Annotated in this window: 22 protein-coding genes; 16 read left to right on the forward strand and 6 right to left on the reverse strand. The window is 64.1% G+C overall.

Annotated features, from left to right (window positions below; genetic code table 11):
• Window positions 1–41 precede the first annotated feature (41 nt).
• From V5F63_RS07275 to V5F63_RS07300, 6 genes are all read left to right on the forward strand, one after another.
• Window positions 42–788, forward strand: coding sequence for a DJ-1/PfpI family protein (locus tag V5F63_RS07275; RefSeq protein ID WP_209488415.1), 747 nt, complete (start codon window positions 42–44; stop codon window positions 786–788).
• Entirely contained in the window at window positions 788–1864 is a 1077-nt protein-coding gene (locus tag V5F63_RS07280; protein WP_394102123.1) for a Glu/Leu/Phe/Val family dehydrogenase, read from the forward strand. The genes V5F63_RS07275 and V5F63_RS07280 overlap by 1 nt, the downstream gene beginning before the upstream one ends.
• 23 nt (window positions 1865–1887) lie before the next feature.
• Complete coding sequence (locus tag V5F63_RS07285; protein ID WP_394102122.1) at window positions 1888–3246, forward strand: ABC transporter substrate-binding protein; 1359 nt, start codon at window positions 1888–1890, stop codon at window positions 3244–3246.
• 80 nt (window positions 3247–3326) lie between these two features.
• Window positions 3327–4847 carry an amidohydrolase family protein gene (locus tag V5F63_RS07290; protein ID WP_394102121.1) on the forward strand — a complete coding sequence of 507 codons (1521 nt, stop codon included), beginning with the start codon at window positions 3327–3329 and terminating at the stop codon, window positions 4845–4847.
• Window positions 4822–5763, forward strand: coding sequence for a CobW family GTP-binding protein (locus V5F63_RS07295; protein ID WP_394102120.1), 942 nt, complete (start codon window positions 4822–4824; stop codon window positions 5761–5763). The genes V5F63_RS07290 and V5F63_RS07295 overlap by 26 nt, the downstream gene beginning before the upstream one ends.
• A gap of 46 nt (window positions 5764–5809) precedes the next feature.
• Entirely contained in the window at window positions 5810–7024 is a 1215-nt protein-coding gene (locus tag V5F63_RS07300; protein ID WP_209488422.1) for an NAD(P)/FAD-dependent oxidoreductase, read from the forward strand.
• A 15-nt stretch (window positions 7025–7039) separates the two neighbouring features.
• On the opposite strand, the gene V5F63_RS07305 is transcribed toward V5F63_RS07300, so the two are convergent.
• Complete coding sequence (locus V5F63_RS07305) at window positions 7040–7726, reverse strand: DJ-1/PfpI family protein (RefSeq protein WP_209488424.1); 687 nt, start codon at window positions 7724–7726, stop codon at window positions 7040–7042.
• 94 nt (window positions 7727–7820) lie between these two features.
• Here V5F63_RS07305 and V5F63_RS07310 point away from each other — a divergent pair, with 94 nt between their 5' ends.
• The gene (locus V5F63_RS07310) at window positions 7821–8759 is read left to right on the forward strand and encodes a GlxA family transcriptional regulator (RefSeq protein ID WP_209490350.1); all 939 of its coding nucleotides are present in this window, start codon (window positions 7821–7823) and stop codon (window positions 8757–8759) included.
• Between the two features lie 157 nt (window positions 8760–8916).
• Here the strand turns inward: V5F63_RS07310 and V5F63_RS07315 are convergent, their stop codons facing one another.
• A complete protein-coding gene (locus V5F63_RS07315) occupies window positions 8917–9912 on the reverse strand; it encodes a TRAP transporter substrate-binding protein (protein WP_394029079.1) in 996 nt (331 codons plus the stop codon).
• Window positions 9913–10857: 945 nt separating this feature from the next.
• Between V5F63_RS07315 and gbd the strand changes: the two genes are divergently transcribed.
• Together gbd and V5F63_RS07325 are read left to right on the forward strand one after the other, a co-directional pair.
• Complete coding sequence (gene gbd / locus V5F63_RS07320; protein ID WP_394102119.1) at window positions 10858–11985, forward strand: 4-hydroxybutyrate dehydrogenase; 1128 nt, start codon at window positions 10858–10860, stop codon at window positions 11983–11985.
• A 38-nt stretch (window positions 11986–12023) separates the two neighbouring features.
• Window positions 12024–12770, forward strand: a complete 747-nt coding sequence (locus tag V5F63_RS07325) for an SDR family oxidoreductase (RefSeq protein WP_394102118.1) — start codon at window positions 12024–12026, stop codon at window positions 12768–12770.
• A gap of 340 nt (window positions 12771–13110) precedes the next feature.
• Here the strand turns inward: V5F63_RS07325 and V5F63_RS07330 are convergent, their stop codons facing one another.
• The 3 genes from V5F63_RS07330 to V5F63_RS07340 all read right to left on the reverse strand — a co-directional run bounded on the left by V5F63_RS07330 (window position 13111) and on the right by V5F63_RS07340 (window position 15414).
• Complete coding sequence (locus tag V5F63_RS07330) at window positions 13111–14388, reverse strand: TRAP transporter large permease (RefSeq protein ID WP_394102117.1); 1278 nt, start codon at window positions 14386–14388, stop codon at window positions 13111–13113.
• A complete protein-coding gene (locus V5F63_RS07335; protein WP_394102116.1) occupies window positions 14385–14930 on the reverse strand; it encodes a TRAP transporter small permease in 546 nt (181 codons plus the stop codon). The genes V5F63_RS07330 and V5F63_RS07335 overlap by 4 nt, the downstream gene beginning before the upstream one ends.
• 193 nt (window positions 14931–15123) lie before the next feature.
• A complete protein-coding gene (locus tag V5F63_RS07340; protein WP_209488433.1) occupies window positions 15124–15414 on the reverse strand; it encodes a DUF1330 domain-containing protein in 291 nt (96 codons plus the stop codon).
• A gap of 204 nt (window positions 15415–15618) precedes the next feature.
• Between V5F63_RS07340 and V5F63_RS07345 the strand changes: the two genes are divergently transcribed.
• Both V5F63_RS07345 and V5F63_RS07350 read left to right on the forward strand, forming a co-directional pair.
• Window positions 15619–16428 (forward strand): IclR family transcriptional regulator, encoded by an 810-nt coding sequence (locus V5F63_RS07345; protein ID WP_394102115.1) that lies wholly within the window; start codon window positions 15619–15621, stop codon window positions 16426–16428.
• Window positions 16429–16761: 333 nt separating this feature from the next.
• The gene (locus V5F63_RS07350) at window positions 16762–17925 is read left to right on the forward strand and encodes a winged helix-turn-helix transcriptional regulator (protein ID WP_394102114.1); all 1164 of its coding nucleotides are present in this window, start codon (window positions 16762–16764) and stop codon (window positions 17923–17925) included.
• Here V5F63_RS07350 and V5F63_RS07355 read toward each other — a convergent pair.
• A complete protein-coding gene (locus V5F63_RS07355; protein ID WP_394102113.1) occupies window positions 17915–19156 on the reverse strand; it encodes an ABC transporter substrate-binding protein in 1242 nt (413 codons plus the stop codon). The two genes, V5F63_RS07350 and V5F63_RS07355, sit on opposite strands and share 11 nt — an antisense overlap.
• Before the next feature lie 347 nt (window positions 19157–19503).
• Between V5F63_RS07355 and V5F63_RS07360 the strand changes: the two genes are divergently transcribed.
• The 5 genes from V5F63_RS07360 to V5F63_RS07380 are packed head-to-tail and all read left to right on the forward strand — an operon-like array spanning window position 19504 to window position 23922.
• Window positions 19504–19971, forward strand: coding sequence for an acyl-CoA thioesterase (locus V5F63_RS07360; protein ID WP_209488439.1), 468 nt, complete (start codon window positions 19504–19506; stop codon window positions 19969–19971).
• On the forward strand, window positions 19972–20745 hold the full coding sequence (locus V5F63_RS07365) for an enoyl-CoA hydratase-related protein (RefSeq protein WP_394102112.1): 774 nt from the start codon (window positions 19972–19974) through the stop codon (window positions 20743–20745).
• Window positions 20746–20771: 26 nt separating this feature from the next.
• Window positions 20772–21533: an N-acyl homoserine lactonase family protein gene (locus V5F63_RS07370; protein WP_394102111.1), complete on the forward strand. Its 762-nt coding sequence runs from the start codon at window positions 20772–20774 to the stop codon at window positions 21531–21533.
• A 47-nt stretch (window positions 21534–21580) separates the two neighbouring features.
• Window positions 21581–22333 (forward strand): SDR family NAD(P)-dependent oxidoreductase, encoded by a 753-nt coding sequence (locus V5F63_RS07375; protein WP_394102110.1) that lies wholly within the window; start codon window positions 21581–21583, stop codon window positions 22331–22333.
• A 44-nt stretch (window positions 22334–22377) separates the two neighbouring features.
• Complete coding sequence (locus V5F63_RS07380) at window positions 22378–23922, forward strand: class I adenylate-forming enzyme family protein (RefSeq protein WP_394102109.1); 1545 nt, start codon at window positions 22378–22380, stop codon at window positions 23920–23922.
• The last annotated feature ends 5 nt before the right edge of the window (window positions 23923–23927 follow it).

Below are 23927 nucleotides of genomic sequence, written 5' to 3' on the forward strand. Positions count from 1 at the left end.
GTCATGCCCAATCTCATGCCGCAGCATCGAGAGGGAACGACGTGAATAAAACAACGCTGGATATCGGACTTCTCTTTTTCCCCGGCATGACCCAATTGGATGTCACGGGACCGTTCGAAGTCTTCGCCCGCCTGCCCGGCGCCCGGATGCATCTGCTTTGGAAGTCCATCGAGCCGATCACGAGCGACGTGGGGCTCACTCTCATGCCGACGACCACTTTCGCGGACTGTCCGCAACTGGACGTGCTCTGCGTCGGTGGTGGTCCGGGGCAGATGGCGCTGATGGATAACGAGGAGGTGATGGCTTTCGTCGCCCAGGCGGGCGCGCGCGCGCGCTATGTAACGTCCGTGTGCGCCGGGTGTTTCATCCTCGCGGGTGCCGGGCTGCTCGATGGCTACAAGTCCGCGTGCCATTGGCTGTCGCGCGATCAGCTCGCGATCCTCGGTGCCATCCCGGTCAAGGAACGCATCGTGGTGGACCGCAACCGCATCTCCGGAGGCGGCGTCACGGCGGGGATCGACTTCGCCTTCCAGGTGGCGGCCGAGCTGTGCGGCGACGAGGTCGCGAAGCGCGTCCAGCTGATGCTGGAGTATGACCCGAAGCCACCCTTCGACATCACCGAGGACAACGCTCCGGCCGAGCTTATAGCCGAGGTCCGGTCCGCCGCCCGCCCGCTGCTCGAGGAGCGGCTTCGCTCCAGCCAGCGGGCTGTCGCGCGGATGCAGCACGGCACGGGCCCGCAGGGGGCTGATTCCGCCGCGCTTCCCTCCTGCAGCGGGGCATCGTGATGACCTTGCAACTGACCCGCATGGAGGAAGGCGGCCAGAGCATCTTCCGGTTCGAGGATCCCGACAGCGACCTGTCGGGGGTCATCGTGGTGGACTCGCTGGCGCTGGGGCCGGCGACCGGGGGCTGCCGCTTCTGGCACTATGACGACGAAGCCGCCATGCTCTCGGATGCCCGGCGCCTTGCCCGCGGCATGAGCTACAAGAACGCGATGGCAGGCCTGCCTTTGGGCGGCGGCAAGTCCGTCATCCGGCGGCCCGTTGGCGCCTTCGACCGAGCAGCGCTGTTCCGGGCATTCGGGCGGGTTCTGGACGAGATCGGAGGCGATTATCTGGCCGCCGAAGACGTGGGCACCACGCCGCGCGACATGGAAGTCGCGCGCTCGCAGACGCCTTTCGTCTTCGGGCTTCCGGCCGATGCGGACCAGGCCGGCGGCGATCCTTCGCCGTGGACCGCACTCGGCGTCTTTCTCAGCATCGCCCATGTGTGTGCACGGCGGGGCCGTCCGCTGTCGGGGAGTCGGATCGCGGTGCAGGGCCTCGGCAGCGTCGGTGCGGACCTCTGCCGCCGCCTGCATGACGCTGGCGCCTCGCTGGTGGTCGCCGACGTGCACCCGGAGGCGGCAGAGCGTCTGCGCGCGACGACCCCCGTGGAGGTGGTCTCGCCGGAGGAAATCCATGCGTCCGACGTCGACCTTTTCGCCCCCTGTGCGCTCGGTGCCGGGCTCAACGAGGTCACCATTCCGCAGCTGCGCGCGCGTCTCGTCGCTGGCGCCGCGAACAACCAGCTCGCCACCGAGGCGGATGCGGGCCGCCTGCACGAGCGGGGCATACTCTACGTGCCCGACTTCGTCGCCAATGCCGGAGGCATCATCAACGTGGCGGCAGAATACCTCGGGCACGACCGCGGTATGGTCCACGACGCCGTACACCGTATTCCCGGCCGCCTCGGGCAGGTGCTCGACCGGGCGGAGGCAAGCAGGACGTCGCCGGCGCTGGTCGCCGACGTCATGGCCCGGGAGCTGATCGTGCGGGCCGCCGGGGCCATGGCAGAAAACGAGGGAAAACGGCCGTTGTAGCCTTTCACCTCCAAGAGCAGGATTTGCAAAAGAACAGGCGAGGGCGAGCCACTCCGCGCGGCTGCGTCCGTCGCCCGCAATCAATCCAGGAAGCCGATACGGCTCGCAGGGGAATACTCGAAATGACGTACGATCAAGGCATGCAGAAACGCAGAAGTTGCTTGCGGGCGCTTTGGGTATCCGGTGTCGGCGCCATCATGGCTCTCGCGCTCGCGGCGACGCCCTCGGCGGCGGAGATATCCGAGGGCGTTGTCAAGATTGGCATCATCAATGACCAATCCGGTCCCTTGTCCGATCTCTCCGGCAAGGGATCGGTGGTGGCCGCCAGGCTTGCCGTGGAGGATTTCAAGAAACTCTCGCCCAACATCAAGGTGGAACTCCTCGTCGCCGATCACCAGAACAAGGCTGACGTGGGAGCCCAGATCGTGCGGCGCTGGTTCTCCGAAGGCGTCGACATGGTGGCCGACATCGGAAATTCGGCAGTTGCCCTGGCCATCCAGTCTCTCGGGCGAGAAAAGAACAAGCTGGTGATGTACTCCGCCGTGGGCACGGTGGAGATCACCGGAAAGCAGTGCGCTCCGACCGGGCTCGCATGGCTGCACGACAACTACAACCTGGTCGCCGGCCCCATCCGCAAGCTCGTCGGCCAGGGGCAGGACAAATGGTTCTTCATCGCTGCCGACTACGCCTTCGGGCGCAACATGGTGGCTGAGTCCGAACGGATGCTCGGCACCGTCGGCGGCAAGTCCGTCGGCTCGGTGTTCCACCCGCTTGGCAATGCGGATTATTCCTCCTTCCTCCTCCAGGCGCAAAGCTCGGGTGCCAAGGTCGTCGCCTTTGCCAACGCCGGAGAGCAACTCGTTTCTTCCATCAAGCAGTGGAACGAGTTCAACATGAATGCCGGCCCCCAGACGCCGGTCGCGCTGCTCATGTTCCTCACCGACATCCACGGCATGGGCCTGGAGATGGCGAAGGGGCTGACGGGCGTCACGGCCTGGTATTGGGACTTGAACGACAGCACCCGCGCCTTCGCCAAGCGCTTCTATGCCCTGCACGGCGCCATGCCGACGGCGCCGCAGGCCGCGGTCTATTCCGCCGTGTTCCACTATCTGAAGGCGGTCGCGGCCATCGAGTCGGATGACACGGATCGCGTTCTCGAAAAGATGCGCGCGACGCCGGTCGATGACTTCTACGCACCGGGTGCCAAGCTCAGGGCCGACAACAAGCTGATCCACGATTTCTATCTGGTTCAAGTGAAGGAGCCGAAAGAGCTGGAAAAGCCTTGGACTTACTACAAAGTCCAGGAGACGATCTCCGCCGAAGTCGCCTATCGCCCCCTGAGCGAGAGCGACTGTCCGCTGGTTGCCGGCAAAGCGAAATAGGCTGAGCGCCACCCCTGCCCTGACCGGCGCGAACATGGTTGGGGCAGGACGGGGCTTATCGACGGGGGAGGCGGAGCGTCGTGCCGAGCAAAGCTTTCGATGTCATCATTTCCGGAGGGCGGGTGATCGATCCTGAGACCGGCCGCGACGAGGTCGCGGACGTCGGCATCAGGGGCGGCGGCATCGTGCGGATCGGGCGCATCCCGGAAGCGGACGGGACGCGCCTGATCGATGCGACCGGACGCGTCGTGTGCCCCGGCTTCATCGATCTCCACGCCCACGGCCAGTGCGTCGCCGCGGACTGGATGCAGGCATTCGATGGCGTGACGACGACGCTGGAGCTCGAGGTTGGCGTTCTTCCCGTCGGAACCTGGTACGAGCGGCAGGAGCAAGTCGGGCGGGTGCTGAATTATGGTGCTTCGGCGAGCTGGATCTTCGCCCGCAAGCAGGTGATGGCCGGCATCGTGCCTGATCCGGGCCGGCATCCGATGGAAATGATGGGGGAGGGGGCCGATAATCGCGGCGGGTGGTCGAGCGACGTTGCGGGCGCGCGCGCGGTCGAGGAGATCTGCTCCGTCATCGAGGCCGGACTGCGGGAAGGGGGGATCGGCATCGGCATCGCCCACGGCTACGCCCCCGGCGCCGGGATCAAGGAGATGACGCGGGTCTGCGAGCTTGCCGCCCGCCATGCGGCTCCAACCTTCACGCACATCGCCAACATGGCCAACGCGGATCCGCTGAGTTCCGAAGATTCCTATGTCCGCATCGTCGGCCTGGCAGCCGCCACCGGCGCGCGCATGCACATCTGCCATCTCAACTCGACATCGCTGCACGACATCGCGCGGTGCCGGGCGCTGATCCAGCACGCACAGGCGTGCGGTCTCCCGGTCACGGTTGAGGCCTACCCCTACGGGACAGGCTCGACGGTAATTTCGGCGAGCTTCTTCGCGGCCTTGGATTTTCCGGATCGAACCGGGTCCGGATACAACAGCATCGAATTGATCCACAATGGCGCGCACTTGAAGGACAGGGCGGACCTTCTGTCGGCCCGGGAAGCGGACCCCGCCGCCTTGGTGGCATGGCATTTCCTTGATATCGAGAACGAACCGGCCTTTCAGGATCTACTAGATCTGTCGGTGCTCTACCCCGGCGGCATTATCGCCTCGGATGGAATGCCATGGGTGGAACCCGACGGCGCCATCTATCGCGGGGAGGAATGGCCGCTGCCGAAGCGCCTGTCGTCCCACCCGCGCTCAGCCGGAACCTTCACGAAGTTCATCGGCGAGTATTGGCGCGACCGTGGCAGGATCGCGCTCGTGGACGCGCTCGCCAAATGCACGGTGTTGCCGGCCCGCCTCATTGAAAGTTGCTTGCCCGGAATGAAGCGGAAGGGGCGCCTCCAGGAGGGTTGCGACGCGGATATCCTTGTGTTTGATCCCGCGACCATCGCCTCTCGGGCCAGCTTTTCCGACATGACGGCGCCGGCCGCAGGTGTCGACGCGTTGCTGGTGTGCGGGCGACCGGTCCTTCTGGGGGGCCGGCTTGACGCGCGCGCCCGGCCGGGGCGTCCGCTGCGTGCCCGAGGACCGGCGCATGCATGATGGCGAAGCCGCGCTTCCTGTTCCCGTCGTCATCATCGCAGGCGCGCTGGGGGCCGGAAAGACGAGCCTGATCAATGCTATGCTGGTCGGTGACGTGGATCTGCCCTTGGCCGTCATCGTCAATGACTTCGGCGCCATCGCCATCGACGAGGCCATCCTCTCCGCCACCGGCCTGCCGGTCTTCGCGCTGAAGAATGGATGCATCTGCTGCTCGCTGCAGGGCGACCTGCTGCGTACCCTTGCAGGGGTGCTGTCAGCCGGCCGGCCAATCGGTGCCATCGTGATCGAGGCGAGCGGCGTGTCCGACCCGCGCGGGATCATCGAAGCGCTGCATGATCCAGTCTTGCGGAGGGCGGTGCGGCTCGACGCCGTGGTGACGGTGGTGGACGTCGAGATGCATGATGTGGCCGACGACCTCTGGCAGGCCCAGGTCCGGGCCGCCGACATCATCGTTCTCGCCAAAGCCGGCGAGACGGCCGCCGTCGATGATCTGCGGGCGAGACTTGCGGGCATGGGCAAGACGCTGGTCGTCGTTGCGGACGAGAGCGGGGGCATTCCGCTGGAGCTTCTCGTCGGCCAGCCCTTTCAGCGCGAGGGGGTGCCTCTCACCGAGGCCTCCTTGATCTCCGACGATCGCTTCGTCCATGTCGAGTGGACGTCGCCGCGTCCGCTGGCCCTCACGCGGTTCAGGGCCATCATAGAGAACCTTGCGCCGCGTCTCGTGCGGGCCAAGGGGCTCATCCGCGTCGTCGAGCGGCCGGGCCAGACCTTCCTGTTCCAGCTCGTCGGCCGCCGCGCCAGCCTGCTGCCCTCGGATCTGCCCGTGGAGGGTGCGCGCCTGGTGCTGATTGGACGCGCAGGCAATCTTGACGCAGCAGGGGCAAAGGCCGAGCTCGAAGCGATGGTTCAGGAATAACATGATTGTCTGCGGCCTTCACGCGGGCGGTTCTCAGGGAAGCAGCATGGCTGAAATTGCAGTTCTCGGTGCCGGCATGGTCGGCGTCGCCACGGCGCTGGCTCTGCAGGAGCGGGGACACGACTGTGTCGTCATCGATCGCGCGCGCCCCGGTTCGGAGACGAGCTACGGCAATGCGGGCATCATCCAGGCCGAAGCTGTCGAGCCGTACGCGCTGCCGACAAGTCCGCTGGCGCTCCTCGCGATGGCGGGCGGCGCCAGGAATGCCGTCAACCTGCACTGGCCGTCTTTGCCCGGGCAGGCGCCCGCGCTCTTCGGCTACTGGCGATCATCCCTGCCCGGTCCCTTGGGCCGGGTCATTCCGCTCTGGCGCCAGCTGGTGTCGGAGGCTGTGCCCCGACACGCCGCCCTCATCGAGGCGGCGGGCGCCGAGGAACTGATCCGTCGGGACGGCTATTGGGAGGTCCATGACACGGAGCCTGGCCTTGCTGCCGCCGTGCGCGAGGCCGAGCGAAAGGGGCGTGAGCATGGTGTCCCCTTCTCTGTCGCCGACCGGGCGGGGCTTGCCGCAGCCGAGCCTGCCTTGCGGCGCGCGCCGGCAGGGGCCGTTCACTGGACTGCGCCCTGGACCTGCCTTGCACCGGGAGGGCTGGTGGACGCCTACGCGCGGCTGTTCGAGGAGCGCGGCGGTCGGCTCGCCACTGGCGATGCACGGACCCTCCAGCGTGCCGGTGCCGGCTGGCAGGTCGCGGGAATGGACGTGAAGATCGTCGTCGTGGCACTCGGGCCCTGGTCGCCGGAGTTGCTCCGGCCGCTCGGCTATCGCGTGCCGATGGTGCGCAAGCGCGGCTATCATCGCCACTATGGCGGCACCCACCGCCTCACCCGGCCCATGCTGCTCGCGGACCACTCGGTGGTCCTGTCGCCGATGCGCGACGGCCTGCGCATCGCAACCGCCGCGGAGCTTTCCGCCGTGGAGCCGGCCGCCAGTCCACGCCAGCTCGCGCGGGGCGAGGCCGCAGCCCGGTCCTTCGTGGATCTGGGATTGCCCGTGGAAGCAACGCCCTGGTCCGGCACGCGCCCCTGCCTGCCGGGCCTGTTGCCGCTCGTCTGCCCGGCGAAGCGCCACGCCGGCCTGTGGTTCCACTTCGGCCACGGCCATCAGGGTTTCACCCTTGGGCCGGTAACGGCCGAGCGTCTGGCACGGTCCATCGACGGCGATGCGGCCGCGGTCGATGGTCTCGACCGCGGCGTGAACTAGCAATCGTTGGGCGCCTCAGGATGCGCGGGCCGCTGCCGCTTTGGCAAGGTCGAGCCGGCGCGCCTTGGCCACCTTCATCCTCTCTTGGAGCAGCGCCAGAACATCGGCCGGGGCCGTCTCTGGCGATCCCGCATTGAAGGGGGGCGCGGGATTGTATTCCAGGCGCAGCTGGATGGCTTCGGCGGTCCTGCGATCCACCAATTCGGAAATCACGGTCAGGCCGAGATCGATGCCGGCGGTGATGCCGCCGCCCGTGATGCGGTTTCCGTCAATGCACACCCGCTCGCGGCTCGCAGTCACGCCAAAGACGGGCAGGACATCGATGGCGCTCCAGTGAGTCGCGGCCTTGCGCCCCTCCAGCAGCCGGGCTGCGGCAAGCACCAGCGAGCCCGTGCAGACCGAGGTGACGAACTTGGCGCCGGCCGCCTGCGTGCGAAGGAAATTCAGCACCTCGTCGTCGCCCATCAGGTCATCGGTGCCGTAGCCGCCGGGAACACAGATGACGTCGAGTCGGGGACAATCGGCGAAGGTGGTGGTGGGCAGGATGGAGAGCACGGTGTCGCTCTGCACTGCCTCGATGCGCTTCCAGACCAGATGGACCTCGGCGCCGGGCAGGCTGGAGAACACCTGCAGGGGTCCGGTCATGTCGAGCTGCGTGATGCGGGGAAAGACGAGCAAGCCGAATTGCAGGGATGAGGACATTCTACGACCTTCGGGGTCCGATCTTGACCCGCCGAGCATGGCATGGTGCGATCATATGTAGAATGTCACGGTTCCCTCGTTTTCAGCCATGGCGATGATCGGCATCCTGATCTTCCCGGATTTCCAGCTTTTGGACGCTTCGGGTCCGGCATCGGTGTTCGAGATCGCGCGCCGCCTGGTTTCCACCGCACCGAACGTGCAGATGATCGCGGCACAGCCCGGGCCGGTCCGTAGCTCCTGTGGGGTTGAGGTGGTGGCCTCCAGCCTCACGTCGGCCAAGTCCATCACGACGCTTGTCGTCGCCGGCGGGCTGGGGGTCGAGGCCGCCATCGACTGCCGGACGACCCTGGCCTTCGTCCGCCGCAATGCCGCGCGCGGCGTGCGGGTGGCGAGCGTTTGCTCCGGCGCCTACGTCCTGGCGGCGGCGGGGCTGCTGGACGGTCGCAAGGCAACGACCCACTGGTGCCGCACGCAGGATTTCGTCTCTCGCTATCCGAAGGTGAGGCTTGATCCGGACCGCATCTTCCTGCGCGACGGCAACGTCTGGACCTCTGCCGGTATCACCGCCGGGATCGATCTCGCGCTGGCCATCGCGGCGGAGGAGCATGGGGATGCGGTTGCAAAGCACATCGCCTGCCAGCTGGTGCTCTACCATCGCCGCAGCGGGGGGCAGTCACAATTCTCCTCGCTTCTGGAACTGAAGACTCCGAATGGGCGGTTCGGCGCCCTGCTCACCTGGGTGCGGGAGCATCTGGACAAACCGCTTACCGTCGACATGCTCGCCGACCGGGCGGGGCTGAGCCCCCGCCATTTCGCGCGCATTTTCACCGCGGAGACCGGGACGACGCCCTCCAAGGCCATCGAGCGCTTGCGCCTGGAGGTTGCCCGAGAGCACGTACAGTCATCGTCGGAACCCATCGAACGTGTCGCTGAAGTGACCGGCTTTCGGGATCCGGAGCGCATGCGCCGCGCCTTCGTCCGCGCCTTCGGCCAAGCGCCACAATCACTGCGGCGCGCGGCTCGGACCATTTAGGCCGAGCTCAAACTCAACCCCGGGCTTGCATTGGCGTTCCAGATTCGGCCGCCAGTGTCCCACCGCACTTCGGTTCCCGATGCACCTGTGGCCAATCGCTCATCCTGGGCACCGCCGCGCGTCCGTCCCCGCGGCGGCTCCAGGGGTTCGAACGCGACTATGGCTTGGCACTCGCGGCCATGGCGGTGCGGGCCTGCTCCACGAGATCGAGGCCGATCTTTTTGCTGTACTCTGTCACGACGGGTGCAACACGTTCGCTCATTGCTTTCAGCGCTTCGGGTGTCGGGCGGGTAATCTTGAAGCCCTTAGCCTGGAGCTCGACTTCCAGCTGTTCTGCCGCCTTGCGAGAAATATCCCGTTGGAAGGCGGCCGATTCCTTCGCGGCCTCCATGACCGCCGCCCGGTCCTTTTCTGAAAGACTGCCAAACCATTTGGGGCTGGCAAGAAGAACAAACGGCGTATAGACGTGCCCTGTCTTGGCCAGATGGCTCTGCACCTCATAGAATCTTGCGGTGTAGATCAGAGCGTATGGCGTCTCCTGAGCGTCTACAGCACGATTTTCGAGTGCACTGAACAGTTCTGGCCAGGGAAGAGGTGTCGGATTTGTTCCCAGCGCCGTCCAAGTCGCGATGAAAAGCGGGTTGGGTATGACGCGGATATTGAGCCCGGCCATATCTTGCACCGTGTTGACGGGGCGTTTTGCGTTGGTCATATGGCGGAAGCCATTGTCCCACCAGGCCAACCCGACAATGCCGGTCTTTTCCTTCAACTGTGCGAACAGCTTTTCGCCGACCGCGCCGTCCATGACGGCATCCGCCGCGGCAAAGTCCTTATAGAAAAACGGGAGGTCGAAGATCATGAACTGCGGGACGACGCCGACCAGATTTGGCGTAGGGCCAACCATGATGTCGATGAAACCCGCCTGAACCGACGCCTGCATCTCGGGCTCGCTCCCGAGTAAGCCGTTGCCGAATGTTTCGATCTTGATGCGGCCATCGGTCTTCACTTCCACCAGCTTCGCAAAATAACGCGAAGCTTGTCCAACCGGATGATCATCGACAGGAACGTATCCCAGGCGGGGGTTCTGAGCCGCGGCTGGCGTGGCGGCCAGAAGAGATCCCAGAAGCGCTGCAGTAATAATCCGAGTTGTCATAGTTTTCCTCCCGATACTTTTTATTGGACCAAGGACCCAGCATCTGCCGTCAAGAAGGGGTCATGGCTGTCACTTTGTTATGGATATTCAGCCTGGTAGACAGGTGGCGCGCCATCTACGCTGAAGCAAAGATCTCGTGACCTATGGTGGCCTCCATTTGAAGATGACGCCGACGGTAGTTTGATCCTCGAATGTCTGGATTTACGATGGGCGTAATCTGGGGGGAAATTGCCCGAAGTCCGCCCGCGGCCAACGGAGGCAAGGCCCACAGCTCGCCCTCGAGCGTGCGAACCATAGGGAAATTACTCCAAGCATCCCTCGGACTCGATGCGAACCAATGATCGAGACGCTTGCCCACAATATGGACGATATGTCCATTACGTTATTCTGGGCAGACCTAGAATTGATTGTCAATGCTTCATCGCCGCTCTCGGGTCCTTGCGATCGGGTGTTTGTCAGCTTGATTCACATCGCAGCTCTCGTCAGTGGTCGGTGTAGAAAATCAATGCCCATCGCATGCGAACAATAATTCCTCGGGATTTTCTGCACCGCATCCGGTGTTTCGAAGCGCGCGCACATTTGATCTGCTTACGAATGTCATGAGAGAGCCGACGTGAGAGGGCGTCGATTGCGCGCTCGGCCTTTGCGCGGAGCAATGCCGTCAGCTCCGAAATTGCTTTCGTGACGATATTAGCGTCGAAACTGCAGGACGGCAGGCAGAGCAGGCTCTCAAGCCATGGCCCTGAGGGGGGGTAATGACCGGAATCCGGCGGAAGTGCTTGACAAGATAAGACTTCCGCATACACCTGTATATGGACATAACGTCCATATTATGGACAAAAATGATGCGGGCGTGCGTTGGATGCGCCGGCTAAACGACGACGTGCCGGAAGCCAAGATTGCTGGAGCGATGCAGGCAGGCGGAACACGAGGGGGGTCGGAGGCGTGCATACCATTACCTATCTCACAAACATCAATTTCGGGCTGGGAGCGTCCGACTCGCTGGCGGAGACGCTGCGCGAACTCGGCATGTCGCGCCCTCTGGTGATCAGCGATCACGGCATCAAAGCTGCCGGCATACTCGACCGTCCGGGCTTTGCCTTTCTAAGTTCGGCTCCGGTCTTCCTGGACGTTCCCACCAACCCGACCGAAAGCGCGGTTGCTGCTGGTCTCGAACTGTACAGGCAAGTGGGCTGCGATGGCGTCGTGGCGATCGGCGGGGGATCTCCCATCGACCTGGCCAAGGGCGTGGCTCTTCTCGCCACACATGAAGGCGAACTGGAGCGCTATGCGGCGATTCTGGGCGGCGTAGCCCGAATAACAAGTGCGGTCGCGCCACTCGTGGCCATTCCGACCACGGCTGGCACCGGCTCCGAAGTTGGCCGCGCGGCGCTGATCACCCTGAATGACGGCCGAAAGCTCGGCTTCATCAGCCCGTTCCTGATCCCACGCAAAGCGGTCTGCGACCCAGCGCTGACGATGGGGCTTCCTCCGGCTCTGACCGCGTCGACAGGTCTCGACGCGCTGTCGCACTGTATCGAGACATACATTTCGCCCCGCTTCAACCCCCCTGCCGAGGCAATCGCCACTGACGGATTCAAGCGCATCTGGAAGGCTTTGCCTGTTGCGTACGCCGATGGCACGAACGCGGAGGCGCGGACCGAACTCATGATGGGCGCGCTTGAAGGCGGCATGACATTCCAGAAGGGTCTCGGAGCCGTCCATGCGCTGAGCCATGCCCTGGGGGGGCTTAAGGAGGCGAAGCTTCATCATGGAACGCTCAACGCCATCCTGATGCCGACCGTCCTTCGGTGGAATGTGGAAGTTGAACCGGTTGCCGAGAAGGTGCGCCACCTTGAAAGCCTTGCAGGGCTTGAAGCAACAACCCTCCCGGACGCACTGGACGAGTTGAACAGTCGATTGAGCATCACACCGAAACTGTCCGATCTTGGGGTGCCCCGCCACGTCCTCGATTGGGTGTGCGAGCGAGCCATCGCAGACCATAGCCATCCGACCAATCCACGTCCTTTGACCAAGGAAGACTACGCCGCGATCCTCGAGACCGTCTTTTGATCTCAGAATACCCGGAGACGGTCTAAGGAGGGAGTTACGTGAGACCGATCGTGATCGTGACGGGTGCAAGCCACGGCATCGGTGCTGCAACGGCCAGGCTGTTCGCCGCCGACGGCTATGATGTTTGCATAAACTATTTGTCGGACGGCGCCGCGGCGTCCGAAGTCGTCGACGCCTGCCTTGCCACGGGCGCAAGGGCCATCGCGGTCCAGGGAGACGTGGGCGACAAAGAGGACATAGAAGCTCTGTTCAGAGCCTGCGATGATGAACTCGGGAGAGTGACCTGCTTGGTCAACAATGCCGGCATCATTGGGAAGGCCTGCAGGATAGAGGATTTACAGCCCGAGGTGCTGGAAACCGCCTTCAGGATAAACGTCTTCGGCGCCATGTATTGTATCCAGGAGGCCGCGAGACGCATGTCCACCCGCAAGGGCGGCCAAGGCGGCACGATTGTGAACATGTCGTCGCTTGCCGCCTTGCTTGGCAGCCCCAACGAATATGTCCACTATGCCGCCACCAAGGGGGCGTTGGAATCGATGACTTTCGGTGCGGGCAAGGAGCTGGCCCCGGAGGGCATCCGCGTCAATGCCATCCGCGTCGGGACCACCAACACGCGGATACACTCCCAAGGTGGAAACCCCGAGCGCCCGGCCAGGATTGCCGCGTTAACACCCATGGGGCGTATCGCGGAACCCGAGGATATCGCGCGCGCTGCCCTGATGCTCGCGTCTCCCGGCTCCGGCTTCATGACAGGCACGTTGATCACGGTCGCCGGAGGGCTCTGATCCTTTGCGCTCGCGAAGTTTCAGAAGGGCGTGGCGGCCGTGCAATGCCCGTCAGCCACTCTGTCGGCGCCTCGTCCGCATTCGGTTCAGGCGCCAATCCATCGCACGTTTCGATGGAGCGACCGACTGCCGGATCGTCCTGAGAGCGCTTCGCCGACTGGTCGAGTTCTTCGCGAAACTGACACGAAGTCGCCGCCCGACGACGTGCGGGCACTCAGGCTTGCGCTGCGTCGGCGCCCGCAACTTCCCTTCAGGATTTTGCTGCCGTCCTCGCCAGAACTGCGGAGCGGCCGTCGTTGATGGCCAGTTCGCCTTCCCAGTATAGAGCGCGATCCGACCCTCAATGGAGCCACTTCGCCGGAACGGTCACCAATGCTGGGAACAGAACCAAGAGCAGAATGAGCAGCATCTGAGCCAGAAGATAGGGCATGGCGCCCTTCGTTGCCTCATCCATTGAAACTCCGCTGATTCCGCACACTGTGTTGAGGACCGTTCCGACAGGAGGTGTGATCAGGCCGACCGCGTTGACCATCATGAATATGACCCCGAAGTAAACCGGGTCGATACCGGCCGCTTTGACGATCGGCATCAGGAGGGGGACGAGAATGGTGATGGATGGTGCGAAATCGAGTGCCGTGCCGACGACGAAGACTGCAATAACGATCATGCCCATCAGCAGGATCGGGGAGCCGATAAATGGCTGAAGGAGACTGACGAGCTGGGCAGGCATGTTCGAGATCGTCAGCATGAAGCCGGAGATCGTGGAGGCTGCGACCAGCAGCATGATCACCGCCGTCAAGCGCCCGGCCGCGAGCAGCGCCTCATAGAGCCCCCGCAGCGTCAGCTCGCGATACACAAATAGTCCCACGAACATTGCATAGGCGGCCGCAACAACGCCGGCCTCGGTTGGCGTGAAGATGCCGAACCGCAGGCCCGCCAGGATGATCACCGGCATCATCAACGCCCAGCCGGCGGTCACGATAGTTCTCGGGATGTCCCTGCGCGGCAATTTGAGCCGAACCGACGCCGTCTCCTTCTTGGAGAGGAACCACCAGGCAACCATGAGACTGAGCCCCATCATCACGCCTGGCACGATTCCGGCAAAGAACAGGCCGACGATGGAAATATTCGCGGTAACGCCCAGAATGATGAAGCCGACAGATGGCGGGATCACGGGTGCGATAATGCCTGTCGCCGCCATCAGGCCCGATGCTCGACCCATGTGGTAGTCGGCATCCCGCATCAGCGGGACCAGCATGACAGCGAGCGTCGCCGTATCCGCGATTGCGGAGCCGGAGACGCTGGCAAGGATGAGACCCGTGCCGATGACCACGTAGCCGAGGCCGCCACGGACGTGGCCGACCAGCGCCAATGCCACGTTGACGATGCGGCGCGAGAGGCCGCCCGCGTTCATGAGCTCGCCCGCGATGAGGAAGAAGGGGATCGCCATCAGCGGATAGCTGTCTGCGCCATTGACCAGGCGTTGCGCCAGGATGTTGGCATCCAGATTTCCCATCAGCAGCATCATCGCAACGCCCGACAGCATCAGGGCGAACGCAATGGGAATCCCGATGCCCATCGCGCCGAGGAGCGAGGCGACGAATACCAGGCCGGTCATGGCGTTTCCTCCGAAGTGCGCGGGGGAACCACGACCGGCAGGGGCTCAACATGCTCGACCCCCGACCAGGGGGCCGGCAGGATGCCGCGCAGCGAGCGCCACAGATCAAGAAGAAGAACGAGGGCCATCAGGATCGCGGCGACGAAACCCGCTGCATAGATGGCACCGACGGGAATCCCAGACAGGGCCTGGACGTTGCTCCACTCGATGAGGGTCAGCGACCAGCTGCCTTCGCCCATGAGCCAGCAGCACCACAGCATCAGGCCGTAGGAAGCAAGAAAGCAGACCCAACGCATCCTTGGCGGCAAGCGGACGACCAGGGACTCGACGCCGAGATGCGCGCCCCTGGCCAGAGCCACCACGGATCCCATGAAGATGACCCAGAGGAGGACGACACGGGACACCTCGACTGCAAATGGAATGCCTGAGCTGAAACCATAGCGCAGCACGACGTTTGTAAAGATTAGGAGGCTGATGACTGCCATTCCGATGACGATGAAGACGTCAAAGGCCTTGAATAGCCAGTGCAACGCTGAAGACATGGCCGCTCACAAAGGTTGTGCGCGCATGCGGCTTGCGCCGCACTCCAACGAGGATCCGGAGATTTTGAGCCGAGCACGTCCAGCAGGCTGGGTGGGTAAAGCTCGCCTAACTATCCGATCGAACTGCGCGCGAGGTGAAGGTAACCGTTCCTCCTGCCGGTATGGCAGGAGGCACCAGGCAATTCGTCCGGTGTCAGACACCTTCCACCACGGCCAGATGCACCTTGGCGTGCTTCTGTCGGGCCTCGATAGCCCTCTGATACTCGGGCGAGTTGTAGCAGGCGAGGGCGGTATCGTAATCCTTGAACTCGATTACTGCGAGGCGGTTCGCGTCAGGGCCTTCCATAACCTGGCTCTGTCCGGCGCGAACGACAAAGGTCGCGCCGTATTTGTCGAACGCCGCCTTGTTCAACGAAATGTATTCTTTGTAACCCTCATGGCTTGCAATATCGACCATTGCAACCCAGTAGCCTTTCTTGGTCATTTGCTTCCTCCCAGCATGAACTTCCCGCCATCTCTTACGGACGGCGTGGAAGCCTCTAACCATTCACATTCAGCGTTGAGAGTTTGTCGTTGAACCTCCCCGATCGCGGGGCTAGAACCGACGAAGAGCATTGACTACAATGTGGACACTCTGCCCAAATTTGTAGTGCCGTGATGGTCCGATGTCAAGTTGCGAGGTATTTCCGTGACCCAGAATGAGCTGCCGGGCGAGGGCGATGCTGGAGCGCCTCATCATGTGCAGGGAGCCGCCTCGTTCTCGAAGTTCATGGCGGTGCTGCAGATCATCGCCGAGGCACCGGGAATGCTGAACATTGCGCAGCTTACAAAGCGCGCGCCGTTTCCCCGCGGTACGGTCTACCGCCTCGTTTCGGCGCTCATGGCGGAGGGGCTCGTCACGCAGGCAGGAGAGAATGGAACGTTTCGTCTGGGGCCACGTCTTCTGCAGTTTGCTGCAAAGACATGGGAGGATTCCGACTTGCGGACGATCGCGAGGGATTTTCTGGTTTCGCTACGCGACGCGACGGACGAGACCGTGCATCTTGCGGTGCCGAGCAATAACCGGATGGTCTACATAGATAAGTTGGTGGGCTCTAACAGGGTGCAGATGAAAACCAGTATCGGTGGCCAGGTGGAACTGCACTCCACGTCCGTGGGAAAGGCGTGGCTGTCCGGGCTGCCACAGCAGCGGCTCCTGGAGGTTCTCAAGGGACTTGACCTGAGGCGCCACACCGCCAAGACGTTCACGACACCCGCAGCGCTGTTGGAGGAATTGAAGCGGGCGCGTGAGCAGGGGTTTGCGTTCGATGACGAGGAAAACGAACCGGACATCCGCTGTTTCGGTAGCCCGATCTTCAATCGTTCGCGGGAGCCGGTTGGTGCGGTGAGTATCAGTATGCCGGTGTACCGGCACGATGAGCGGCGTCACGAACTCTGCGGAAGGCTGGTGCGTGAAACGGCGCAACGTATCAGTGCCGAATTGTCCAGGATGCTCTAGCCCCTGTCCGCTCCTGGTGCCCAGCACGACACCGGGTCGACCTGATCTCGGCCGTCCCCGTCATCAAGGCCGCCGCCGTCGGGGGCATGTCTCCGGATGCCGTCACCACAAGCACGTGATATTTCGCCATGAAGGCGCAATGATTGATTGAGTAAAGATAATTGTGAAGTTTATTTGTAGATGAATGCGATGATTGGTTGCCGCAGCGCTTCTAAGTCGCAGTGGCATCGGCGCGGCATCCAAGGGCGCTCAGGCCCATCGATATGCGCACGACGCGCGGAATCATTGGTACTATAGTTGGACTGAACATGATCACATGGAGTGCGCGGCCAAATGCCGAACGAGAAGCGTGCGGGCCCTGGAGCGAATGCGAAGTCCGCATCCAGGAGCCAGGCGGTGCCTCAACTGTTTGAACGCAACTGCTCGGTCGGACGCACAATCTCCATCATGTCGGATGCGTGGAGCTTCCTCGTCATACGCGAGGCGTTCTTTGGTGCGCAGCGGTTTGAACAGTTCCGGACCGCGCTCGGGCTGCCGCGCGGCACGCTTGCGGAACGGCTGAAGCGCCTCACCGTACGCGGCATTTTCCGTCAGGTGCACTATTCGGCGAACTCAAGCCGGGCCGAATATCATCTCACCCGCTGTGGAATGGAGTTGTACCCGAGCTTCGTCGCGCTGATCCGATTCGGCGACCGGTGGCTGTCGGGGCCGGAAGGGCCGCCGCTGCGATTGATCCACGCCACATGCGGCGCGGAGTGCGAGCCCTATGTGGCCTGTTCCCACTGCCTCGGCGAGGTGAAGGCGAACCGCGTGCGCTACCGCGATGGACCGGGCGCCGGCCGCACCCCCGTGGAGCCGGCCAAGCGGGCGCGGCGGACGGCGGAATCCGCAAGCTTCTCGCGCGGGCGCCCGAGTTCGGTGTCAAGGTCGCTGGAAATCATCGGCGACCGCTGGAGCTTTCTCATCCTGCGCGAGGCGTTCTTCGGCGTGCGGCGCTTCGACCAGATGCAGACCGAGCTGCGGATCGCGCCCAATATTCTCACCGAACGGCTCGGCCGGCTGGTCACGCGCGGGGTGTTCGCGCGGGTCAAGTATCAGGATCTACCTGAGCGCTACGAGTATCGGCTCACCGAAATGGGCAAGGATCTCTACGGCGCATTCATCACCATGGGCGCGTGGGGCGACCGATGGCTTTCAGCCGGGGATCCCCCGCTGGTCCTCACGCATCTCGATTGCGGGCACGATTTTTCGGCGGTGGTGGTCTGTGACAAGTGCCGCAAGCCCATCGAGGCGCCGGACATGCGCTACCGCCTCAATTACGATCCGGCGCAGTATGGCGCGCCTTTGGCCGGTGATCGGACGGTGGATATTCTGGTGTCAGGCGAGGATGCGCCTGCTCCGGATGCGCCCGGCCAAGATCGGGCGCAAGAGGATGAGGCCAAGCCGGGGAAGCGGGCAGCGCCTCGTCGGCGCCGCCCGGCGACCGTTACTTCTTGATCAGCGGGCACTGGCTCTGAGACAGCGGACGGAAGGCCTGTTCGCCCGGAATGACCTGCACAAGCTTGTAATAGTCCCATGGGCCCTTCGATTCCGAAGGGCTCTTCACCTGATAGACGTACATGTCGTGGATGAAGCGGCCATCGGCGCGGATGTAGCCGTTCTTGGCGAAGAAGTCGTTGACCTTCATCTCGCGCATCTTGGCCATCACGGCCTGTGCTTCGTCGGTGCCGGCAGCCGCGACAGCCTTCAGATAGTGCATGGTGGAAGAATAGTCGCCCGCATCGCCCATGTGCGGCTTGCGGCCCATGCGCGCCTCGAAGCGCTTGGAGAAGGCGCGAGTCTCGTCGTCCCGATCCCAGTAGAAGGCATTGGTGAGCACGAGGCCCTGGGCGTTCTCAAGGCCCATGGAGTGGATGTCGGAGATCCACACCAGGAGCCCGGCGAGGGACTGCTTGCCGGACTGCCCCAGCCCGAAATCGTGCGCGGCCTTCACGGCGTTGATGAACACGGTGCCGGAGCCGGCAACGGCGATCACGTCCGCGCCCGATCCCTGCGCCTGAAGCATGAAGGAACCGTGGTCGAGGGTGTTGATGGGGTAGCGCACGGAGCCCACCACGTTGCCTCCGCCCGCCTTCACCACCGACGCGGTGTCGGCCTCCAGAGCATGACCGAAGGCATAGTCCGCGGTCAGGAAGAACCAGTTCTTCTTGCCCTGCTTGATGAGCGCATTTCCGGTGCCGACAGCCAGCGCGTAGGTGTCGTAGGCATAGTGGATCGAGTTGGGCGTGCACATGTCGCCGGTGAGCCTGGAAGAGCCCGAGCCATTGATGATGGCGATGCCGTTCTTCTCCTTGGCAACGCCGGCGACACCGATGGCGACGGCCGAATTGATCAGGTTGGCGATCATGTCGACCTTGTCCACGTCGAACCATTCCTTCGCCTTGGCAATGGCGACTTCGGTCTTGTTCTGGTGGTCGGCGACAATGACCTCGATGGGCTTGCCGAGAACCTTCCCGCCGAAGTCCTCCACGGCCATCTTCACCGCCGTGACCGACCCCTCGCCCGATTCGTGGGAGAACTGACCGGACATGTCGGTGAGAACGCCGATCTTCACCAAGTCATTGGAAATCTTGCCGGCCGCGGGCGGTGCCGCCGGGCTCTGAGCATAGGCCGGCAGCGACATGGCGAACGCGGCGCAGATCGTCGCCACGTGTGCAATTCTGGACATCCGTCTTCCTCCTGCGTGATCCGGCGCGCCTTTCCGGCTTAGCGTCCGGCTGGTCTGTCCCTGCGCCGACTGATTTCTTGCATAAATGGACGTTTCAATTGCCGCATATCGGTGGCGTTATCCCGCAATGCAGTACGGATCTGCGCTTGCTGCGGGAAATGCTGTCGAAGGCCGGGCAATTTGTCCCGTGTCGGTCGGTGCGACGTTGACAACAGCACTTTCAGTCTATTAATGCAAGTTACGAATTGATCGGCAAATCCGATTGCCGCGGCCGTGGTCGGTCGGGTTGGGCGCCGGTCAAGGCTGCTGGTGCCCGTCCGCGGGCCGTCCTTGAAGGGAGGCGTGAGGTGAGCGCGCGCACAACGCCGGACCGGCGGCAGGACTATCGCCACTTTCGGGAGATCACGACGCGGTGGATGGACAACGACGTCTACCAGCACGTGAACAACGTGGTTTACTACTCGTTCTTCGATACGGCTGTGGGCCATTACCTGATCGAGACGGGGGCGCTGGATGTCCAGGCGAGCCCGATTATCGGCCTCGTGGTGGAGACGCGCTGCCAGTATTTCTCGTCGCTGTCGTTTCCCTCAAAGGTGCATGCGGGCCTGCGTGTCGGGCGGCTCGGAACCACCAGCGTGCGATACGAGATCGGCATCTTTCGCGATGCGGACGATGTGGCGGCCGCGCAGGGGCATTTCATCCATGTCTACGTGGATCGCGCCACGAACCGGCCGGTTCCGCTCCCCGACAAGCTGCGCCATGTTCTTGCGCCCCTCGTCGTCGGCGAGGCGGGCGTCGGGACCAGGGAGGGCTGAATGGCTGATATTGAAGTCGCCGTCGCGGACCACATCGCCACCGTCACGCTGAATCGTCCGGCGCAACGCAATGCCATGACGCTTGCCATGTGGCGGGGTGTGGCGCGCACATTCTCCGACCTTGGCGCGGACCGCGACGTGCGGGCGATCCTGCTTGTCGGAGCTGGCGCGGATTTCAGCGTCGGGGCGGACATTTCCGAATTCCCCGTGGTGCGCCACACGCTGGAGCAGAGCGTCGAGTATGAGGTCGCGGTGGATGCGTCGTCCGACGCCATCGCCGGCGCCGGTAAACCGACCATCGCGGTGGTCTCCGGCTATTGCCTCGGCGGCGGCTGCCACCTCTCCATGTCCTGCGATTTCCGCATCGCCGCGCCAACCGCCATCTTCGGCATCCCGGCGGCGAAGCTCTCCATCGTCTATGGCGTGCGCAGCACCCAGCGCCTGCTGTCGCTCGTCGGGCTCACACAGGCGAAGCGCATCCTCTATACTGCGGATCGCATCCCCGCCGAGGAGGCGCTGCGCATCGGCTTCGCGGACGAGATGGCCGACGATCCGATGGCGGCAGCCCGTACCCTCGCCGGGCGCATCGCGGCGAATGCGCCGCTCTCGGTGAGTGGCGCGAAGTTCATCCTCGACGGCATCGCCATGGGGGCCGGGGCGCTCGATCTCGATGCCGCCCAGGCACGCATCGACGGCGCATCCCGCAGCTTCGACTATCAGGAGGGTCGCAACGCCTTCGCCGAGAAGCGCCCGCCGCGCTTCGAGGGGCGGTAAGCGGTCCCGCACGGGAGGAAACAGCAATGAAGATGCACGTGCTTTCCGGCGGCCGCCTCCGGATGAAGCGTCATATCTATCAGCCCGATGCCGACCGCAGCGAGACCATCGAGCTGCCGGTTGCCTCCATCCTGCTGCGCCATGCCCAGGGCAACGTTCTGTTCGACACGGGCTGCCACCCGTCCGTCGTGGACGATGCCGAAGCGCGCTGGGGCGGCGTGGCGCGGGCCATGACGCCGATCATGGGGCGTGAGGACAACGTGGTTTCGCAACTCGCCTGCGTGGGCCTCGGGGCCGACGACATCGACGTGGTGGTCTGCTCGCATTTCCATCCCGACCATTGCGGCTGCAACGGTTTCTTCCGCAAGGCGACGGTCGTCGTGCATGCGGCGGAGCTGGCCGCGGCGAAGGCCGAGAATGCGGCTTCGGCGGGCTATCTTCCGGTGGAGTGGGACCAGGGCAATCCGCTGGACCTGATTGAAGGAGAGAAGGATCTGTTCGGCGACGGCCGCGTCACCCTCATCCCATTTCCCGGTCACACGCCGGGGCTTACGGGCGCTCTCGTCTCGCTCGACCGGGATGGCGCCTTCCTGCTGGCCTCGGACGCGGTGAGCCTGCGCACCAGCCTCGATACGGACGTGGTGCCGAAGAACACCTGGAACGTCGATCAGCATCATCGCTCCATCGCGGAAATCCGCAGGATCGAGGCGGGCGGTGCCACCGTGCTGTGCGGCCATGACGACGCCCAATGGCAGACCCTGCGGAAGGGGGCAGACGCCTACGAGTAAGGCGCGGCCCCGTTTCCATCCATCATCTCACGCAAGGCGGATTTTCCATGGATCTCAATCTCAAGGGCAAGGTTGCGCTGGTCACCGGCGGGGCGCGCGACGTAGGGCGCGAAATATCGCTCGCTCTCGCCGCCGAGGGCGCGACGGTCGCCTTGAACTATCGCAATTCTGCCGAGGAGGCGCAGGCCGTCGTGGACGAGATCCGCGCGCTGGGTGGCGAGGCGAAGGCCTACAAGGCGGACGTCGCCGATTTCGCCGCCGTGAAGGCGATGGTCGAGGCCATCGTTTCCGATTTCGGCGGCCTGAACATCGTCGTCAACAATGCCGGCCTCGCCATCCGCCAGCGGTTCACCGACTCGACCGAGAAGGAGTGGAAGGCGCAGATCGACACCTGCCTTTATGGCGCCATCCATCTTGCGCACGCGGCCATCCCGCATCTTGAAAAGGCGGGCGACGGGCGCCTCATCGCCATCGTCGGCGACTCCTCGCGTGTGGGCGAATCCGGCCTCGCCATCGTGGCGGCGGCGCGGGCGGGCACCATCGCCCTCATGAAGTCGCTGGCCCGGGAACTGGGCCGCAGCGGCGTGACGGCCAACACGGTTTCCCTGGGTCTCGTCGAGACCGCCCATGATCGCTCTTGGGTGGAAGCCAATCGCGACAAGCTCACCAAATTCTATCCACTGCGCCGTCTCGGCCAGCCGGAGGACATAGCGCCCACGGTGGCCCTGCTCGCCTCGCCGAAGGGGTCGTGGATCACCGGGCAGGTGATCTCCATCTCCGGCGGCTTCTGCATGGTGTGACGACAGCCGCGCACAAGAACGCGGTGATCGAAGGGGAGGAATCGATGCTCAAGGCGGAACTGATTGCTCCGGTGCCGGAGCTGTTGCGGCGGCATGCGACGGAGCGGGGCGCGAAGGTCGCGTTCCGCGACGCCCGGCGATCGGTCACCTATGCCGAGCTGGAGCGGCGCACGGCGAACCTTGCCGGGCATCTCGCCGGCCTCGGCGTCGGTCCCGGCGATCGCGTCGCGATCCTGCTGCCGAACAGCGTCTCCTGGGTGGAGGCCTGCGTTGCCATTGTCCGGGCTGGCGCGGTCGCGGTGCCCATCAGCGCCGAGGCAGCGCCCGGTGAGGTGTCATACCGCCTGTCCGACGCCGCATGCCGGATCGTCATCACCACGGCTGCCCGCGCGGAGATGGTGGAGGCACTGCGCGGCGAGGCGCCCAGCGTCGCCGGCCTCCTGCTGGTGGAGGCGGCGGCGGGCGATCTTCGCAGCTTCGAGGCGTTGGCGGAGCTGCCGTCCGCGGCGCCTGCGCGCGATCCCGCGGACATCGATGCCGCTGCCTTCATCATCTACACATCAGGAACCACCGGGCGCGCCAAGGGCGTGCTGCTGACCTGCCGCAGCATGTTGTGGGTGACGGCGGCCTGCTGGGGGCCGATCGTCGGGTTGAGCTGCGAGGACAATGTGCTCTCGCCGCTGCCCCTGTTCCACTCCTACGCGCTGAACTTCTCGGTGCTGTCCATCCTCGCCACCGGGGCGAGCGAGTACATCCTGGACAAATACTCGACCCGCGAGGCCATGCGCCTGCTCGAGACTGGCGAGTTCACGGTCTTCCCCGGCGTGCCCACCATGTTCCATTACCTGATCGAGGCGGCGCAGGCGGAGGGACGAAAGACCCTGCCGGGACTGCGTGTCTGCGTCTCCGCGGGGGCGATCATGCCGGCGACGCTGAACACCGCTTTCGAGGCTCAATTCGGCGTGCCGCTGCTGGATGGCTACGGCATCACCGAAACCTCCACCATGGTCACGATGAACGCGGCCTCCTCGTCCCGCGTCATGGGCTCGTGCGGCCTTCCCCTGCCGGGCGTGGCGCTCCGTATCGTCGATCCCGCGAGTGTGCGCGATCTCGATGCCGGCGAGGAGGGCGAGCTGATCGTGCGCGGGCCGAACGTGATGCTCGGCTATCACAACAAGCCGGAGGAGACGTCCAAGGCCCTGCGCAACGGCTGGTACCATACCGGCGACCTCGCCCGCGCTGACCGCAACGGCTTCGTCACCATCACCGGCCGGCTGAAGGAACTGATCATCCGCGGCGGGCAGAACATCGCCCCTGCGGAGATCGAGGAGGTGGTGCTGCTGTTCCCGAGCGTACTCGATTGCGCGGTGGCGGGGATCTCCCATCCCCAGCTCGGCGAGGTCCCGGCGTTGTACGTGGTGCCACGCGACGCGAGCTTCGATGCGGACCGGCTGCTCGACCACTGCCGTCATCACCTCTCGTCCTACAAGGTGCCCCATGTGGTGCATCAGCTGGACGAGATCCCGCGCACCGGGTCCGGCAAGATCATCCGCTTCCGGCTGAAGGAGATGGTGCAGTCGCAGCCCTGACACGG

This window comes from Xanthobacter wiegelii (genome assembly GCF_043193855.2).
Classification (GTDB): Bacteria; Pseudomonadota; Alphaproteobacteria; order Rhizobiales; family Xanthobacteraceae; genus Xanthobacter; species Xanthobacter flavus_A.